Origin of the sequence: Vibrio sp., from assembly GCF_050299255.1 — a bacterium.
Taxonomy (GTDB): Bacteria; Pseudomonadota; Gammaproteobacteria; order Enterobacterales; family Vibrionaceae; genus Vibrio.
The window spans coordinates 26686-42865 of record NZ_JBNKVP010000025.1 but is presented as its reverse complement, the minus strand read 5'-3'; the positions used below and the strand labels follow the sequence as shown (position 1 = coordinate 42865).

Annotated in this window: 14 protein-coding genes; 9 read left to right on the top strand and 5 right to left on the bottom strand. The window is 50.6% G+C overall.

Translation table 11 applies throughout. The features are described from left to right. Positions 1-681 (bottom strand): glycogen/starch/alpha-glucan phosphorylase (locus ACQY6F_RS09185; RefSeq protein WP_428773832.1); only part of this gene is annotated, 681 nt, incomplete at its 3' end. A gap of 518 nt (positions 682-1199) precedes the next feature. On the opposite strand from ACQY6F_RS09185, the gene malT reads away from it, so the two are divergent. The 4 genes from malT to ACQY6F_RS09165 all read left to right on the top strand — a co-directional run bounded on the left by malT (position 1200) and on the right by ACQY6F_RS09165 (position 7107). Further along, positions 1200-3908: an HTH-type transcriptional regulator MalT gene (gene malT / locus ACQY6F_RS09180; RefSeq protein ID WP_428773830.1), complete on the top strand. Its 2709-nt coding sequence runs from the start codon at positions 1200-1202 to the stop codon at positions 3906-3908. A 306-nt stretch (positions 3909-4214) separates the two neighbouring features. Further along, on the top strand, positions 4215-5876 hold the full coding sequence (locus ACQY6F_RS09175) for a methyl-accepting chemotaxis protein (RefSeq protein WP_428773828.1): 1662 nt from the start codon (positions 4215-4217) through the stop codon (positions 5874-5876). A gap of 319 nt (positions 5877-6195) precedes the next feature. Beyond that, positions 6196-6408, top strand: a complete 213-nt coding sequence (cspE, locus tag ACQY6F_RS09170) for a transcription antiterminator/RNA stability regulator CspE (RefSeq protein ID WP_428773827.1) — start codon at positions 6196-6198, stop codon at positions 6406-6408. Between the two features lie 549 nt (positions 6409-6957). Then, positions 6958-7107, top strand: a complete 150-nt coding sequence (locus ACQY6F_RS09165) for an adenosine deaminase (protein WP_428773825.1) — start codon at positions 6958-6960, stop codon at positions 7105-7107. Positions 7108-7144: 37 nt separating this feature from the next. Here the strand turns inward: ACQY6F_RS09165 and ACQY6F_RS09160 are convergent, their stop codons facing one another. Next, the gene (locus ACQY6F_RS09160; RefSeq protein ID WP_428773824.1) at positions 7145-8488 is read right to left on the bottom strand and encodes a sensor domain-containing diguanylate cyclase; all 1344 of its coding nucleotides are present in this window, start codon (positions 8486-8488) and stop codon (positions 7145-7147) included. Positions 8489-8871: 383 nt separating this feature from the next. On the opposite strand from ACQY6F_RS09160, the gene ACQY6F_RS09155 reads away from it, so the two are divergent. The 5 genes from ACQY6F_RS09155 to ACQY6F_RS09135 all read left to right on the top strand — a co-directional run bounded on the left by ACQY6F_RS09155 (position 8872) and on the right by ACQY6F_RS09135 (position 13276). Continuing rightward, complete coding sequence (locus tag ACQY6F_RS09155) at positions 8872-9435, top strand: SOS response-associated peptidase (protein WP_428773822.1); 564 nt, start codon at positions 8872-8874, stop codon at positions 9433-9435. 61 nt (positions 9436-9496) lie between these two features. Further along, entirely contained in the window at positions 9497-10120 is a 624-nt protein-coding gene (locus ACQY6F_RS09150) for a glutathione S-transferase family protein (protein WP_428773820.1), read from the top strand. A 182-nt stretch (positions 10121-10302) separates the two neighbouring features. Then, complete coding sequence (locus ACQY6F_RS09145; protein ID WP_428773818.1) at positions 10303-11247, top strand: HlyD family secretion protein; 945 nt, start codon at positions 10303-10305, stop codon at positions 11245-11247. 8 nt (positions 11248-11255) lie between these two features. Continuing rightward, complete coding sequence (locus tag ACQY6F_RS09140) at positions 11256-12182, top strand: ABC transporter ATP-binding protein (protein ID WP_428773816.1); 927 nt, start codon at positions 11256-11258, stop codon at positions 12180-12182. Beyond that, a complete protein-coding gene (locus ACQY6F_RS09135) occupies positions 12179-13276 on the top strand; it encodes an ABC transporter permease (protein ID WP_428773815.1) in 1098 nt (365 codons plus the stop codon). The genes ACQY6F_RS09140 and ACQY6F_RS09135 overlap by 4 nt, the downstream gene beginning before the upstream one ends. 134 nt (positions 13277-13410) lie before the next feature. Here the strand turns inward: ACQY6F_RS09135 and ACQY6F_RS09130 are convergent, their stop codons facing one another. The 3 genes from ACQY6F_RS09130 to ACQY6F_RS09120 are packed head-to-tail and all read right to left on the bottom strand — an operon-like array spanning position 13411 to position 16157. Next, positions 13411-14655, bottom strand: a complete 1245-nt coding sequence (locus ACQY6F_RS09130; protein ID WP_428773813.1) for an NAD(P)/FAD-dependent oxidoreductase — start codon at positions 14653-14655, stop codon at positions 13411-13413. Positions 14656-14672: 17 nt separating this feature from the next. Beyond that, a complete protein-coding gene (locus ACQY6F_RS09125; RefSeq protein ID WP_428773811.1) occupies positions 14673-15743 on the bottom strand; it encodes a methyltransferase in 1071 nt (356 codons plus the stop codon). 21 nt (positions 15744-15764) lie between these two features. Continuing rightward, entirely contained in the window at positions 15765-16157 is a 393-nt protein-coding gene (locus ACQY6F_RS09120; RefSeq protein WP_428773810.1) for a hypothetical protein, read from the bottom strand. Between the last annotated feature and the right edge of the window lie 23 nt (positions 16158-16180).

The window sequence follows — 16180 nt, the reverse complement described above, 5'->3', positions numbered from 1 at the left end:
GCTCTGGTAACCAACGATCGGCAGATCCCACGGCATCGCTTTCACGCTCATACCCGGTACCCAACGACGGCGCTCACGACCATTGTCATTGTAGACGTCTACGTGGCCGTAAAACCCGATCTCTTGCGCCAGTTCAGGACGCGCGACTTCCCACGGGTAGCCTTCTACACTGCGCCAGGCATCCGGAGCTTCCTGCTGGTGACCTTCTTTGAAAGATTGCTTGAACAGGCCGTATTCATAGTGCAGACCGTAACCAACAGTCGGGAATTCCTGTGCTGCCAATGAATCCATAAAACACGCAGCCAGACGACCCAGACCACCATTACCCAGTGAAGGATCACGTTCTTCTTCCAGCAGATCAGTCAGGCTTTGGCCTAGCTCTGCCATTGCTTCGGTAATTTGTTCGTACAGACCCATGCTGATCAGGTTGTTGCCTGTCAGTCGGCCAATCAGAAATTCCAGTGACAAGTAGTTCACGCTTTTCGCATTGCGGATTTTGTCATCTTGCTCAGTTTGCAGAAGATCGAAAGTCGTCAGCTCTGCCAGGGCACGGCCCATCGCCAGATACCAGTGACGGCTGTCAGCATGTTCAACGGTAGTTGCGTAAGTTGCTGTCAGGTGTTTCTTGACATTGTCCTGGAACAACGCTTTATCGAATTGTTTCTGTTGCGTAGGTTTCATTAGAGAAATCTCTCTTATTGGTTTAATCCATCTGCCGCATATCCTGCTACCCTTTGGCAAGAGAAACATCCTCCCGATTTTGGCCATTTTCAGGAGGAGGACGCGGGGCGTAGAGCGACTTAGCTCACTCAGAAATTGAACCGGATCCCATTAATTTCACTTCTGGCGCAAATTTCGCTGCGCAGTGTCACATTCACATGGTTCAACTCCGCAAAAAACATCATGATTAGATTTTTTACTATCAGCTGGTCAGATCTGAATGTGCCAACAGGATCACACTCACCAGTAAACTGATCTATTTATAGCCAATTCGGTGTAACACTCGTATGACAAATAACAAATCACCCGACAAAATGTGACGAACAACGCATATTTGGGGCGTAGATAGTCAAATAAAATCAAAATAAATGAAAATTAGGTGACGGATCAATATTTGCGTAGCGGCTGGTTTAGTACCATCCGATTCTCAATGACATGCAAGTCAATTACGATAACTAGTGGAACAGGAAGAAAAGAAGATGTGGATTCCTTCTAAACTCACTCGGCCGGGACGCTTACATAACGCGATCGTCAGGCCCCGAGTTCTTGACCTACTCCAACATGCGCCATACTACAAGTTAATCTTATTTCGCTCGCCGGCCGGTTACGGTAAGACCACTATGGCTGCACAGTGGCTGTCAGATAAACCCAACGTTGGCTGGTACAGCATAGATGAAAGCGATAGTGACCCATTCCGCTTCATTAATTACCTGCTGCAGGCACTGAACAAAGCAACGCAGAACTCCTGCCCCAATTCACAAAAGCTGGCCGAGAAACGTCAATTTTCTTCTTTGCACAGTCTATTTGGCGAAGTGTTTACCGAGTTGGCCGAGTTTCATCAGGAATGCTACCTGGTGCTTGACGATTACCACCTGATCAACGACGACGATATCCACGAAGCAATGCGCTTCTTTCTCAAACATATGCCGGACAACATTACCCTAGTGGTTACCAGCCGTATGGCGCCGCCGTTAGGTACCGCGAACTTGCGCGTGCGGGATTTGATGATTGAGATCGGTAATGAGATGCTGGCGTTTGATACCGAAGAAACCACGCGCTTTTTCAATCAACGTGTCGCCGATGGCATAGACGATATTACCGCAGACAGCATCCGCCATTACGTAGAAGGCTGGCCTTCGGCCCTTCAGCTAATTGCTCTGCAGGCGCAGCACCACAAACGCACTCTGGCGCAATCTGTCGAGTCGATGTCGCAATTCAACCATGGTCACTTGTGGGATTACCTGGTGGAAGAGGTATTCGACCTGCTCGATAAAGATACCCGCCAATTCCTGTTGCAATGTTCCGTACTGGATCACTTTAACGATGCGCTGGTGTCAGAATTGACCAACCGGGAAGACGCACTCAGTGTGATAGAATCACTCAACCGCTACGGACTGTTCATTCATCCGCTGGAAGGCGAACAAAACTGGTATCGCTTCCACAACCTGTTCGCTGAATTTCTGGCTCACGAGCGTCAGGCTCGCATTCCTCAACAGGAGCAAGCATTACACCAGGCGGCCGCTAAAGCCTGGCTTAAGCTTTCCTCACCGCACCAGGCGCTTTGCCACGCGCAGAAAGCGCTCGACACCTCTCTGACGGCGACGATTCTTAAGCAGCATGGCTGGAAGATGTTTAACTCAGGCGAGCTGAGCACGCTGGAAAATGCCATTAATTCACTATCGCCTGAGCAGCTGTACAGCGAATCCAGCCTCAGTATGTTGCAGGCCTGGCTGGCTCAGAGCCAACACCGATTTGATGAAGTGGGTGAGTTGCTGGCCAAAGCCGACCTGCATATGCAGGAGTTGAACGTGACCCTGACCACCCAGGATCAGGGAAAATTTAATGCTCTGCGTGCCCAGGTCGCCATCAACCAGAACCAACCGGAAAAAGCGCTTGAGCTGGCCGAGCTGGCGCTGAGTCAGCTCGATAGCACCACCTACCGTAGCCGGATTGTCGCAACATCGGTGGTTGGCGAAGTCTATCACGTACTGGGTAATCTGGGCCGCGCGCTGCCGCTGATGCAGCAGACAGAAAAACTGGCCCGTCAGTATCAGATCTACCACCAGGCGCTATGGGCCATGCTGCAACAGAGCGAAATCCTCATCGCTCAAGGTTTTGTTCAGGCCGCGTACGAGGTGCAGGATAATGCCTTCAAGCTGATCGAAGAACATCAGTTACACCAGGTGCCTTTGCATGAGTTTCTATTGCGCGTCCGCGCTCAGATACTCTGGTGCTGGAACCGCTTGGATGAAGCCGAAGAGTGCGCTTACAAAGGGCTGCATGTGCTGGGTAACCACGACCCGAGCAAGCACCTGCACAGCTACTCCATGTTGGCCCGAATTGCCATCGGCCGGGGTGAATTAGACAAAGCCGCCAAGTTCATTGAACAGATTGTCCACTTGATGAAACAGTCGAGTTACCATGTCGACTGGACGGCAAATGCTTCCCTGTCACTGATCCTGTTCTGGCAGTCCCGAGGTGACATGGACGCGATGGAACAGTGGCTGGAAACCACCACTCGTCCGGAAAAAGCCTGTAACCACTTTACTCAGTTGCAGTGGCGCAACATTGCCAGGGCGTACATCAACCTGGAGCAATATGATAACGCACGGGAAACTCTGGAGTTTTTGCAGTCTCAGGCAGACCAGTATCAGCTAGTGACCGACATCAACCGCAACCTGATCGTTCAGGCGGTGTTGTGCTCGGTTGAAAAGGATGAGGATCAGGCGCGTGAGCTACTGAAACAGGCGCTGGAGATGACCAACCAAACCGGTATCATGGGCAACTTCCTGGTCGACGGTGGACGCATCGGCCACCTGCTGGACAAACTCAGCCACCGGGTGGAACTGGGCGATCTGGAACGTCATCGGGCCCAGCAACTGATGAAAGAGATCTCCACCACTCAACGTAGCCGTTCGATCCATTTCGACGAAGAGTTTGTGGAAAAACTGGTCAATCACCCGAACATTCCTGAACTGGTACGTACCAGCCCGCTGACACAGCGTGAGTGGCAGGTGCTCGGCCTGATCTATTCGGGATTCAGTAACGAGCAGATCGCTCAGGAGCTGGATGTGGCCGGTACCACCATTAAAACTCACATCCGCAACCTGTATCAGAAGCTCAATATTGCCAACCGCAAGGAAGCGATCCGAACCGCCGAGAACCTGTTGCAACTGATGGGTTATTAATCCGCGATAGCAATAAAACGCCCTGGTCTGCGCGCCAGGGCGTTTTTGTTCCAAGCTTATCTTGTCACCTTGTCACGACATCCCCCCTCTTCTCAGCTAGCTGTCACAATGGTGAAAACGCGCTGAGCAAAGCCCGTGAGCGGCCCTAGTACTTAAGTCTAATTTCACAAATTATGTTTGCAAAATCGTACATACTCACATTTCTGGCGAGACAATTTGGTTAATCTCAATGAGGTAACACCACGTTTTACATGGATATTTAACCAACGCTGAACAGCGCTTGGCAAACCAGAACAGGAAGTACCTATGAGTCTGACCATACGTAATCGCTTATACCTACTCTCTTTGATTCCTCTGCTGCTCATCACCCTAAGTATGCTGGGATTTACCTACGTTAAGACCACTCAACTGTTTGAAGATCAGTTCGAACTCACCAGACATCACATGATGGAACGGAAAAAAGCGGAGCTCAGCAACTATTTACAACTGGCGCAATCGGCTATTCAGCCGTTTCTCGACCAGGGTGCGCCGTTAGAGGAAGCCTTGCCTACACTGCGTAAGCTTGAATACGGCCAGTCCGGGTATATTTTTGGTTACGACTCAAAAGGAATAAGAATTGTCACCGGTAAAAGTGATAAGGGCGTAGGTGAAAACTTCTTTAACCTGCAGGACCAAAAAGGCAACTACCTGATCCAGGACCTGCTTAAAAATGCCAAAACCGGCGCTTTTACCACCTACTATTTCCCTAAACCCGGACAAACCGAACCGCTGCCAAAACTAAGCCTTTCGGTCTACATCCCCCAATGGGATCTGATGCTGGGAAGTGGCTTCTATACCGATGATATCGAGGCGGAAGTGTCCCAGATGACGCAGTTAGCCACGGCAAAACTGCGCGGTACGCTCACCGAAATCGGTCTATTTTGCCTGGCGGTGGCAGCACTGGTGGCGGGGCTGGCAATGTTGGTCAATCGCACCATTACTCAGCCAATTGCCTTACTGGATGGTTCACTGAATGCTTTTGCCAGTGGGGAAGCCGACCTCAGTGCCCGCCTGCCTGAATTTGCTGCACCGGAATTAAACCGCCTTAGCGTCAACTTCAACCGGTTTGTGCAAAACCTGCAGCAGATGATCGGTAAAGTCAGCGCGGTGGGTGAGCAGGTAGTCACGGAAACCCAGCAGATGTCCGTTCGAGCAGCCCAGGTAGACCAGCTGGCCGGTAATCAGCGCCAGGAAACTGAGCAGGTGGCCACCGCAATAACCGAGATGACCGCAACCGCTCAGGAAATTTCCGGCAATGCCCAGCAAGCGGCCCAGGCCGCAAAAGATGCTGACGACAATGCCAAAGACGCTCAGCAAATTGTCAATAACGCTGCCGATTCCGTCCAGGCATTGGCCAGCGAAGTGCAGCAGGCCAGTGAAGTAATTTCCCGCCTGGAAGGCGATGTGCAGAATATTTCTTCATCGCTGGTGGTGATCCAGGATATCGCAGAACAGACTAACCTGTTGGCACTCAATGCCGCGATTGAAGCGGCCCGTGCCGGTGAGCAAGGGCGAGGTTTTGCCGTCGTCGCGGATGAAGTACGTAAACTGGCCAGTCGTACTCAGGAAAGCACGGGCGATATTCATAGTATGATAGAACAGCTGAAAGCCGCTTCAGATGCAGCCGTCCACGCGATGGAGTCAAGCCAGGGCCGCAGCAGCAGTACTGTCGAGGAGGCCAATGCTGCTGCCAATGCACTGGTCAATATTCAGCATTCGGTGGAAACCATTATGGATATGAATGCGCTGATTGCCACCGCAACCGAAGAACAGAGTCAGGTGGGCCAGGAAATATCCCAACGGATAGAATTGATTTCCCAGCAAAGCACTCAGTCTGCACAACTGGCAAATGAAAATCGCACCGGTAGCCAGGGGTTGAATAGCCGCGCCAATGAACTACACGATCTGGTCGAGCAGTTCACTGCCTGACAGTAACCACTTCCAAAGCGCCGACAGTGAACGGCGCTTTTTTCTCAAACGCGTTTAATTTACCCGTCCAATAAATACCGGTGAAATATATTTAGAAATAATTGAAAATAGTGGTATACATCCCCCCCGGATACTGTATAGTGCACACAGGCTCTCGAAAAGAGCTGTTAATGCTACATTGAGTAGAAGACTCCTCTCAGAAAATTCTCGATACATTCGTTATATCCTCTGCGTCAACCTTCGCTTCATCGAACATCAATAGCCTGTTTCTCAGCCGAAATTCTGAATATTTTTAACTCGATAATTCTTAGAGGTTATTATGTCTACTAAAACGACTGGTTCTGTAAAATGGTTTAACGAAACTAAAGGCTTTGGCTTTATTTCTCAAGACAACGGCGGTGAAGATGTATTTGTTCACTTCAACGCTATTATATCTGACGGTTTCAAAACCCTGACCGAAGGTCAAAAAGTAAGCTTTAACGTAGAGCAGGGCAAAAAAGGCCCACAAGCAACTGACGTTGTTGCTCAGTAAGCGCTGATCTCAAGATATTGACGCATCGTTTTGCTTTGCGTCAATATCTTACGAGATAGAGATCCTATCTCATTTTTATTCATTAATTCTCAATAGCACCACTCTATTTTTCCTCGATCGTTCTCTATAGTTATTCTGATAGTTTTCGCGACAGCGCAATAGTGTATTCTATTGACAACTATTAGGAAAAATATGTCCCGAACCAACGGCCGGCATCGACACTGGTATCATTTAAACCGAAACACCAATCCCCAACCTGCACTAGATATAGATAATTTTACCGTTCGTTTCTGTCTATTCGAACAAGCAGAATCATGGGATGCTGAGATTCATCAGCTTAACAGCGATATTCTTTTACGCCACGTACTGCCCAAAATGAATCAGCTTAACCAAGGGGTACGATTTAACTACGACGAAACATACCAACAAGGCAATATTATTGGTCAGGCTGGTCAAAGCATTGGCTGCTTTTATGTTAGTTGAAACTAGCATGTGGCTGATATCCACCAGTCATCATGTTATCTATTAGAACGTAAGGAAAAATTTATTATGGCTAAATCACCCAAGACAAAATCCGCCAGGAAAACTAAAGCAGAAGAGACTAAAGACAACACGTCTGAGGTAAAACGTCAAAATGCCCGCAAACGTATTGAAGACATTTTGGATCAAAGAGAGTTTGATAAACAATTTGAGCTGTAGTCATTGAAAGGCTTTTCGCTGGCGACAAGCCAATACCTTACACTGAAACTTCGACCCGGTTTTTTCCGTGCCGTTTGGCCTTATAAAGCGCAGAGTCAGCTCGCGCAATCACATTTAAAGGCGTATCACCATATTGATAATTAGCCACCCCGAAACTGGTGGTCTGGTTACCGGCAATAGGAAAATCATGCTGCGCTATCGCGACTCGAATTCTCTCTGCCAGTTGCACTAATCCTTGCTGGTGAGTATCCGGACAAATAATAAGAAACTCCTCTCCGCCCCAGCGACCCACGGTATCAATTTTACGAACACTGTTTTGCAAAATATCGGCAATTTCCATCAGCACTAAATCACCGGTTTGATGGCCAAAAGTATCGTTTATACGCTTAAAGTGGTCGACATCTATCAGTATCACACCGAAACCGGAGTCAAGCCGTTCAGCGCGATTCAGTTCATAAGCCAGTATCTCATCGAGCTTGCCGCGGTTATAAACCTGGGTTAACGAGTCGATCACCGCCAACCGTTCTTGCTCAATGCGTTTGATAATTTCAGTTTTGACCTGGTCGCTGAGTTGGTTACGCAGCAACGACAATTCCGTGATGTCAGTTGAGAAACCGATTAGCCGATCAACCTCTCCGGCCGGATCAGTCATTGGCGCTTTTATCGACCAGTAATAGTGTGCCAGACCGTCACTGCCAATCAGGCTCTCTTCTCCGACCTGCTTCTCGCCGGATAAAAACACCTTCTCATCCATTGCTCTGAACTGTTCTGCCGACTCAATCGACAAAATTTCTTCATCAGTTTTACCAATAATATCTTTCTGATCTAAACCAAACAGCTCGGCCGTTTTCGGATTGACATAAACGAACCGGTATTGCCTGTCTTTCATATAAATGAAAGCATCAATATTGTTCAGAATGGTATCGAGCAACTCGGTTTTTTGCCTGAGCTCCAACTCCATCGCTTTACGCTCAGTGATATCGGTCGAAACACCAAACATTCCGGTTATATGGCCATTTCCATTTTTCAAAGGCTGTTTAACCGTCATGTAATAGTGGGTCTCGCCAGTCGCAGTAACAATGTTTTTTTCTTCGTTCTTAACCGTTTCTCCCTGAATTAACACTCGGCGATCGTTGATCTTTATATCGTCCGATTTATCCAGATCAAAAAACTCTGAATCATCATAACCAGCAATCCGTTCCATAGGGCGGTCAAACAGCTCACGTACCATCTTGTTGGCATAGGTATAATTACCATCAGAGTCTTTTATATATAAATAGGAGCCGATTTGGTCCAAAGTCTCTTCCAATGACGTGACACGCTCTGACAAGCGCTGGTTTTCTGCAATTAATTTTTGAAGTTCTGACTCGTGCTTTTCCATATTACATCGGCTGGTTTTTATTTATTTTTGAGTGTCAGGAAGCAGATATGCTAAAAGTATTATTTACTGTCCTGTCAACAAGTATAGTTTCGCAACATCCTGTTCACTATTTACACTTTATCGTAAAATAAATAATTGAGATGTAAAACAGGTGACACCTGGTAAAGCGGCCGTTTTTGTTATCTTGTTAAGAGTTAAATGGAACCCCGGTACGGTTTAACCGCTGCGCTTAATTATTAATCCACCTTCAATCATAAACACCGCCTATAAAATTAAGCCCTTAGCGCCAGTTATTTATTTCGCATTGAGTGTGAGTGAAATACCTGAGAGCAACTAAACTGGAACATGACTAAGCCAGCAGCCAACCAGGGTGGAAAACTGTTATGTGCGGACGACTCAACGTGATTGATGATCCCGTCAGTCAGGCGGTGTGGGAGCAACTCGGGCTGAAATTTCACACTAAAACCAACCGGGATCTGCGACCCAGCGAAAGCGTATCTTCGCTGGCAGGCAGCCATGGGGCACTGATTCAGCAGGATTTGCAGTGGGGTATCCAGCCCGAATGGGCAAAAAGACTGATCATCAACGCCCAGGCAGAAACCGTCGCGGTTAAACCTACTTTTCACGCCGCCTTTCAACAACACAGGGTCGTGGTGCCCTGTTGTGGCTGGTACGAATGGCAGGCGCGAGAAAATAAAAAACACAAATTTCTGTTTCGTCCTTCCGATCAACCCATCGGCTATATGGCCGGTATCGCCACGGCGGATAACCGCTTGGTCACGCTAACGACCGAAGCCAGCGGTGCATGTCTGGATTACCATCACCGCATGCCTGTTATGCTTTTACCTCAAGAGGTACCCGAGTGGATACTGTCTGACGCCAGCAGGGCGCAGCAACTGCTTTTGGCCCTGGCCGATCAGCATTACTGCATCGAACAAATGGATTAATGATAAATCTGATGCATAATGGAGCTGTCCCCATCCTGTCAAAAGTTAAGGAGAAAGTACAATGATTCAACTGTATGGCGTAGCGCGAAGCCGGGCGCTGAGAGTGTCCTGGCTGCTGGAAGAGCTCGGATTGGATTGGCAGTTTAACTTTATCGATTTTGCCAAAGGCGAACACCGTTCAGGCGAGTTTCTGGCAATGAATCCAAGTGGCAAGGTGCCGGTCATTCGAGATGGTGAAGTCGTATTGAGTGAATCAAGTGCCATCATGTACTACCTGGCAGAGAAGTACGGTAACGATCAGTGGATGCCGGCGCCAGGCAGCCCTGAATCGGCCCAACTTCATTTCTGGGTCAGTTTTACCATTACCGAGCTGGAGCAACCACTCTGGACTATGGGGAAGCATAAGTTTGCCTTGCCAGCAGACAAACGTCTGGCGGAGATCCGCCCTATCGCGGCGTGGGAATTTGCCCAAGCAGCGGCCGTTGCTTCCAAGCGTTTACCAGCCACGCCATTTCTGACCGGCGATACAATCACCATTGCCGATCTGCTGCTGGCTCATACTCTCAACTGGGCCACAATGTTTGAACAGCCATTGCCGGAAAACCTGGCCGCTTTCCGTGACAGGATTAGCAGCCGGCCAACTCTGAAAGCCGCGCTGGATAAATCACTGGCCGCCAGCAGCTAGCCACAAGGTAGAAACAATTTTTATCGCTTTGCCCGCCCGACAGGTCCGGTGAAAAATTTGCCGGACATATCTCAACCTTATGGTAGAGCTGGGTAAATCCTGCTTGGTCAGCATACACTTAAATCAGTCAGCCCCACCCTGTGAAAACGACATCGCACGCTCAACCTAACGGAGTACAGACTATGGCCCGAAAAGTAGTGATGCTAGTACTGACGCTCTGGCTGTCGGCCTGTAGCGATGACGTCCGGGTTCAGGCACTCGGAACCATAGAACGCAATCGTATCGCGCTGCTGGCGACCAGCAGTGAAATTATCCGCGCGTTACCGGTCAAAGAGGGCAGCCAGGTCAGCGCCGGTGATGTACTGGTGCGTTTGGACGATACCAGTCAACAAGCGATATTAGCGCAGGCGCAGGCCAACCTGGCCCGTGCCCAGGCGACATTGGCAAAACTGGTGAACGGTGAGCGGCCGGAAGACATTGCCATGGCGCAGGCCACAGTGGAGCGTAGCCGGGCCCAACTGACCGAAGCCGAGCGCGCGTATCGTCGCGAAGCGGATCTGCTAAAGCAAAAACTGATCAGCCAGGCAGAAGTCGACATTGCACTGGCGGCGCGGGACAGTGCCAGGGCTGACTTTAAAGTCTCCCAGCAAGCATTCACTAAGCTGACTGCCGGAGCTCGCATTGAGGAGATTGAACAGGCTCAGGCCGAGTTGTCCGCCGCCGAAGCAAACGTGGCCCTGCAACAACAAAAACTCCGTGAACTGACGATAGTCGCCACACAGGATGGCTTGCTAGATAGCCTACCCTACCACCTGGGCGAGCGGGTGCCACTCAACGCCACGTTGGCCATCGTACTCGCCGGCGATGCGCCTTATGCCCGCGTCTATGTGCCAGAGCCTCACAGAGTACATCTATTGCCGGGTAAGACCGTTCAGGTTCATGTTGATGGCATTTCACAACCTTTTACCGGCCAGGTACGCTGGGTATCCAGTGAGGCCTCTTTTACTCCCTACTATGCATTAACAGAAAACGAACGAGCACGCCTGATGTATCTGGCGGAGATCGACCTGCCACCCGCCGCGGCCGAGTTGCCAAGCGGGATACCTGCACAAGTCGATTTACCATAGGAGCGGTTATGACGGACTACGCCATCGATGCCCGGGATGTCAGCAAACAATTTGGCGACTTTACCGCGATCGAAGGGATTAACCTACGCGTCCCCAAAGGCAGTATCTACGGCTTCCTCGGCCCCAACGGCTGTGGTAAATCCACCACGATTCGGGTGCTGACCGGATTGTTGCAACCCACCAGCGGTCAGATTCAGGTTCTGGGGCTGGATATCCCGCGTCAGTCTGAATTGCTGCGGCTGAAAATTGGTTATATGACGCAGAAATTTTCGCTGTACGATGACCTCAGCGTACTGGAAAACCTGCAGTTTATCGGCCAGATTTTTGGTTTAAACCGCGCATCCCTCAAGCAGCGCTGTGAAGCGCAGCTGCACAGCTATGGCCTGGATTCCAAACGCAGCCAGCGTGTAGCCAGCTTAAGTGGTGGTCAGAAACAGCGCTTAGGCCTGGCAGCCGCCACCATGCATAACCCGGAACTGCTGTTTTTGGATGAGCCCACCTCAGCGGTGGACCCGGAAAACCGGCGCGAGTTTTGGGAACAGCTGTTCGATTTGTCCGCCCAGGGCACCACCATACTGGTGACCACCCACTATATGGATGAAGCCGAACGTTGCCATCGGCTGGCGATTATGGATGCCGGTGAAATTCGTGCTGACGACCAACCGGAGCAGTTGATGCAGCAGATGGGCGTCAATGTGGTGGAAGTTAAGGCCCAGCACCTGCGCCGACTGAAAGAAACCCTGTTGAAACTCACCGAGGTTCGTTCCGCCGCTCAACTGGGCGTACGGTTGCGGGTGTTAATCTATCGTGAAATCTCAGACCCGATCGGCTGGCTGAAACAGCAGCTGCCCGAACTGGCCCAAGCGGAGATCAGCCTGGCGCGCCCCAGCCTGGAGGATGTCTTCGTCACCGTCACCGGGAGCCACCGCCAATGAACTCTTTGCTTCGTATCCGTGCCGTGATGCTCAAGGAGTTCCGCCAGTTGGCCCGCGACCGGGTGACGTTCGCCATGGTGGTGATGATTCCACTGATCCAGTTGATTTTGTTTGGCTTTGCCATCAACACCGATGTGCGCAATATCCCGGTTGGCGTCGTTGATCAGAGTCAGACCGCCTATGGCCGCCTGGTTACCGAATCCGTGAAAGTGACCCAGGTGGTCAATGTGGAGCAGCATTATACCACCGCCGAGCAAGCGGCCAGGGCGATTGAAAAAGGTGAAATTCGCGCCGCACTGATCCTGCCGCATGATCTGCTTGCCCGGGCGGAACGGGGCGCCATGCTTGGCCAATGGCTGGTGGATGGGTCAGATACCATGATTGCCAGTGCCATTCTGGGATTAAAAGCAATGCCGATCGTCGAAAAGGACCTTAACCTCAGCGCACCGCGCCACCCCACATTTGAAGTCACACTACTGTACAATCCCAGTCGCCGCTCGGCAGTGAATATCGTCCCCGGTTTGCTCGGCGTTATCCTGACCATGACCATGATACTGTTTACCAGTGCAGCCATCGTGCGCGAAAGAGAGCGTGGCAACCTGGAGCTGTTAATCACCACACCGATCCATTCACTGGAGCTGATGATAGCCAAGATCATCCCTTATATCTTCGTCGGCCTGATCCAGGTCACCATTATCCTTGGCCTGGGACACCTGATTTTTGCCGTACCGATCAACGGTGACCTGAGTCAGATATTATTCGGTACTCTGCTGTTTATTGCCGCCAGTCTCACTTTAGGGCTGGTGATTTCCACATTCGCAGACACCCAGCTACAGGCGATGCAGATGACGGTGTTTATCCTGATGCCGTCGATCCTGCTGTCCGGGTTTATGTTCCCTTACGAAGGGATGCCAGTGATCGCCCAGTGGATCTCCGAGGCTTTGCCGGCAACGCACTTTATGCGAATGATTCGTGGCATCGTGTTGAGAGGAGCCGACTTAATTGAACTATGGCGTGACAGTGTCTGGTTGGCGGGATTTACCCTGCTGGGCTTGCTGGTGGCATCAAGACGGTTCAAAAAATCGCTCGACTGATGACCATATCGGCACCGGTCATCGCCTTTTGATACGGCAAATCTCGGCTCTGAAAGAAGGATTTACACTGTAAACAACCCGGCGATAACAGTGGCCAGATGAAAAGCGTAACGCCTCCATCTGGCACCGCTATATTATGCCGGCATTTCCCGGATAATTTCCGCCAGGCTGGACAGCCGACGCTGAGAATCTTTGACATAGGGGTTGGCGCTATCCCAGGCATACCCGGCCAGAATGGAGCAGATCATCTGCTTGATTTTCGGGTTGGGCTGCTGATAAAAAATCACCTCCTGCAACGAACCGTCGTACCAACCTTCAACATAGGTGCGGAAAGTATTCACCCCCACCATCAGGCGGTCGGCGTAGTCCCGTTGCCAGTCTACCGGCTCACCATCCAACTGTCGCAGCACGCATTGACAGGCCATTTGGGCCGATTTCATCGCAATAGTCACGCCGGAAGAAAACACCGGATCGAGAAACTCGCCCGCATTGCCCAGCAGTGCATAACGTTCAGTCGCCAGATGGGACACATTGGCCGAATACCCTTTCAGCTCACCGGCCGGATGTGGATATTCTGCCCTGGCCAGCACCCGTGCCAGACCGGGCTCTTCGGCAATAATTTGCTGCAGGGCGGTCAAGTTGTCCTCACTGTAGCCGGCAAAAAATTCCGGTGTCCCAACCACGCCAAGCGAGCAGGTGCCATTTGAGAACGGGATCAACCAGTACCAGACATCCTGGCGCTCAGGGTGGACTGAAATTAATATCTTATTACGATCATATTCGGCTGTGTCATCGGCGATGTTATCGACAATGTGGCTGAAGATCGCTTTTCTAGGCGGTAAGCTGGAAGGTGTTTCCAAATTGAGCAACCTCGGCAGCACCCGGCCAAACCCACTGGCATCCAGCACAAAATCACACTCGACTGAATAGCGCTCACCGTCCGCCGACTCGACAGACAGCAGCGTGCTGGTTTCACCGACTTCTATCGCCGTCACCTGGTGCTGGTAGCGGATCTCAACGCCCTGCTCACTGGCACAGTCGGCCAGCAATTTATCGAAATTACCCCGTTGCACCTGATAAGTGGTACCAGGGCCAGCGGTGAATTTGTCGGTAAAATCGAAATGGCTATACACCCCATTACGGCGAAACGCAGCGCCATTTTTAAACTGAAAGCCGTACTGATCCAGCGCAGAGAGCATACCCGCCTGCTCGACCACTTCCATGCAGGCCGGAAGCAGACTTTCACCGATAGAAAAACGGGGAAACTGGGCTTTTTCCAACACCAGGACATCGATATTCTGCTGATGCAGTAACGCCGCAGCCGTGGCACCGGAAGGGCCGGCACCAATGATCACTACTTGAGTATTCTGTTTGTTCATAGAATTAAGGTTTACCGTTATTCACATCGTTTTAATTGCAGCAGAGTGTGGCCCAGACCGATATGGTCGGTGCGCTCTACCAGAGAAAGCCCGGCTCTTTCCACGATGGCCAGGAAGTCATCACTGCGATAAAAGCGGCTGTTACCGTTCGCCAGGCAGGTAAAATAAAGTGACGTCGCATTTAAGCTGTACTCTGCGGCGGGGTATTTCTGAGCATCACAAAACAGTTCCAATATGTACACCCGATCGTCGCTGCCCAGCTGAGCCCGAACCCGTTGCAAAATATCGAGGATTTCCAGCGGCGCAAAACAGTCGAGAAATTGGCTCATCCACCAGATATCCGCCTGCTCCGGCAGCCGTTGTTCGGCGTCGAGCATGTTAGCCGGAAACGGGTGAATCCGCTGTTGTAGGCCGTGTTGCCCCGCGTGACTCATCGCCATTTCCAGTTGCTGAGGCAGGTCGACTATGGTCACGTTAACGTCTGCATCGTACTGGCAGCACTGAATGGCCCACTTGCCGGTGTTTCCGCCGATATCCACGATCCGCTTTGGCTGCGACTCAAACAGCTTCTGCAACAGAATCGGGAAAGAGCGATCGGAATAAAAATGATCGAACTGGAACCAGCTCTGCTTGGCTTGTTCGGGAAGGCGGGACAGGCCCTGATAGATGGTAGACCAGTCGCCCAGCTCTTTCAGCCCGGCCGGTTTGCCCTGCTCTATCGCTTCGGTCAGGTGCATCATCGCCGCATAACAGACGTCGGCGGTAAAATCCATATTGGCTTTAGTCATTCCATCGTGAAGCAAAAAATGACCGAGATTGGCCAATACGTAATGGGGCTTTTGCCACAGTACGATATGCGCACTGACAGCCATGTCTAACAACACCTTAACGCCATATTCAGACACGCCGGTCTGCGCCGCTATCTGCTCCGGTGGCAATCCCGCTTCGCCAGCCTGGTCCAGCACGGCCAATATTCCGGTATCACGCAGGGTGCGGGCGGTGTGAAAAACGATCGGGGCAAACGACAGCTGCTGTGCTGCTGTTTTTGCCTCCAGTGCATTATAGGGGTCGAAACTATGGTCCATCATCAAAACCTGATTGTGTAAGAGTTACTGCTGTGTAGCAACTAAAGCCAGTTGTCGTTGAATATCAATGTTTAAGTTATTGATCCAACGGTTGTAGTTGCGGTGAATTTTGCCATCATCCGCTTTCAGGTTTACTGATTTAACGTAATGAATTGAGTAATATTTGTTGCTGTAAGGCATATTTATTTCTGCAAAGTGGCTGCGTACCGTAATTGACCCTTTTAACATGCCCGGCTTTATTTCATTGACTATCCAGCCTCGTTTGGTCGCCGCGGTGACGATCGCCTTTTTCACTTGCTCATTTTGAAGTTGGTATGCGACTGGAGTATTCTCAACTTCCATGATGGGTTGCACACGGCCACAACCGACCAGCAGTAATGCGATAACCATTGACAGAGTAAGCTTGAGCTTGTTCATAATATGCCTTTAGAAACTGTATT

Coding starts and splice junctions, on each gene's coding strand:
- ACQY6F_RS09135 (WP_428773815.1), top strand. CDS start 12,179: ATGAACTCTTTGCTTCGTATCCGTGCCGTGATGCTCAAGGAGTTCCGC.
- ACQY6F_RS09160 (WP_428773824.1), bottom strand. CDS start 8,488: ATGGAAAAGCACGAGTCAGAACTTCAAAAATTAATTGCAGAAAACCAG.
- malT (WP_428773830.1), top strand. CDS start 1,200: ATGTGGATTCCTTCTAAACTCACTCGGCCGGGACGCTTACATAACGCG.
- ACQY6F_RS09130 (WP_428773813.1), bottom strand. CDS start 14,655: ATGAACAAACAGAATACTCAAGTAGTGATCATTGGTGCCGGCCCTTCC.
- ACQY6F_RS09175 (WP_428773828.1), top strand. CDS start 4,215: ATGAGTCTGACCATACGTAATCGCTTATACCTACTCTCTTTGATTCCT.
- ACQY6F_RS09165 (WP_428773825.1), top strand. CDS start 6,958: ATGGCTAAATCACCCAAGACAAAATCCGCCAGGAAAACTAAAGCAGAA.
- ACQY6F_RS09155 (WP_428773822.1), top strand. CDS start 8,872: ATGTGCGGACGACTCAACGTGATTGATGATCCCGTCAGTCAGGCGGTG.
- cspE (WP_428773827.1), top strand. CDS start 6,196: ATGTCTACTAAAACGACTGGTTCTGTAAAATGGTTTAACGAAACTAAA.
- ACQY6F_RS09150 (WP_428773820.1), top strand. CDS start 9,497: ATGATTCAACTGTATGGCGTAGCGCGAAGCCGGGCGCTGAGAGTGTCC.
- ACQY6F_RS09140 (WP_428773816.1), top strand. CDS start 11,256: ATGACGGACTACGCCATCGATGCCCGGGATGTCAGCAAACAATTTGGC.
- ACQY6F_RS09125 (WP_428773811.1), bottom strand. CDS start 15,743: ATGATGGACCATAGTTTCGACCCCTATAATGCACTGGAGGCAAAAACA.
- ACQY6F_RS09145 (WP_428773818.1), top strand. CDS start 10,303: ATGGCCCGAAAAGTAGTGATGCTAGTACTGACGCTCTGGCTGTCGGCC.
- ACQY6F_RS09120 (WP_428773810.1), bottom strand. CDS start 16,157: ATGAACAAGCTCAAGCTTACTCTGTCAATGGTTATCGCATTACTGCTG.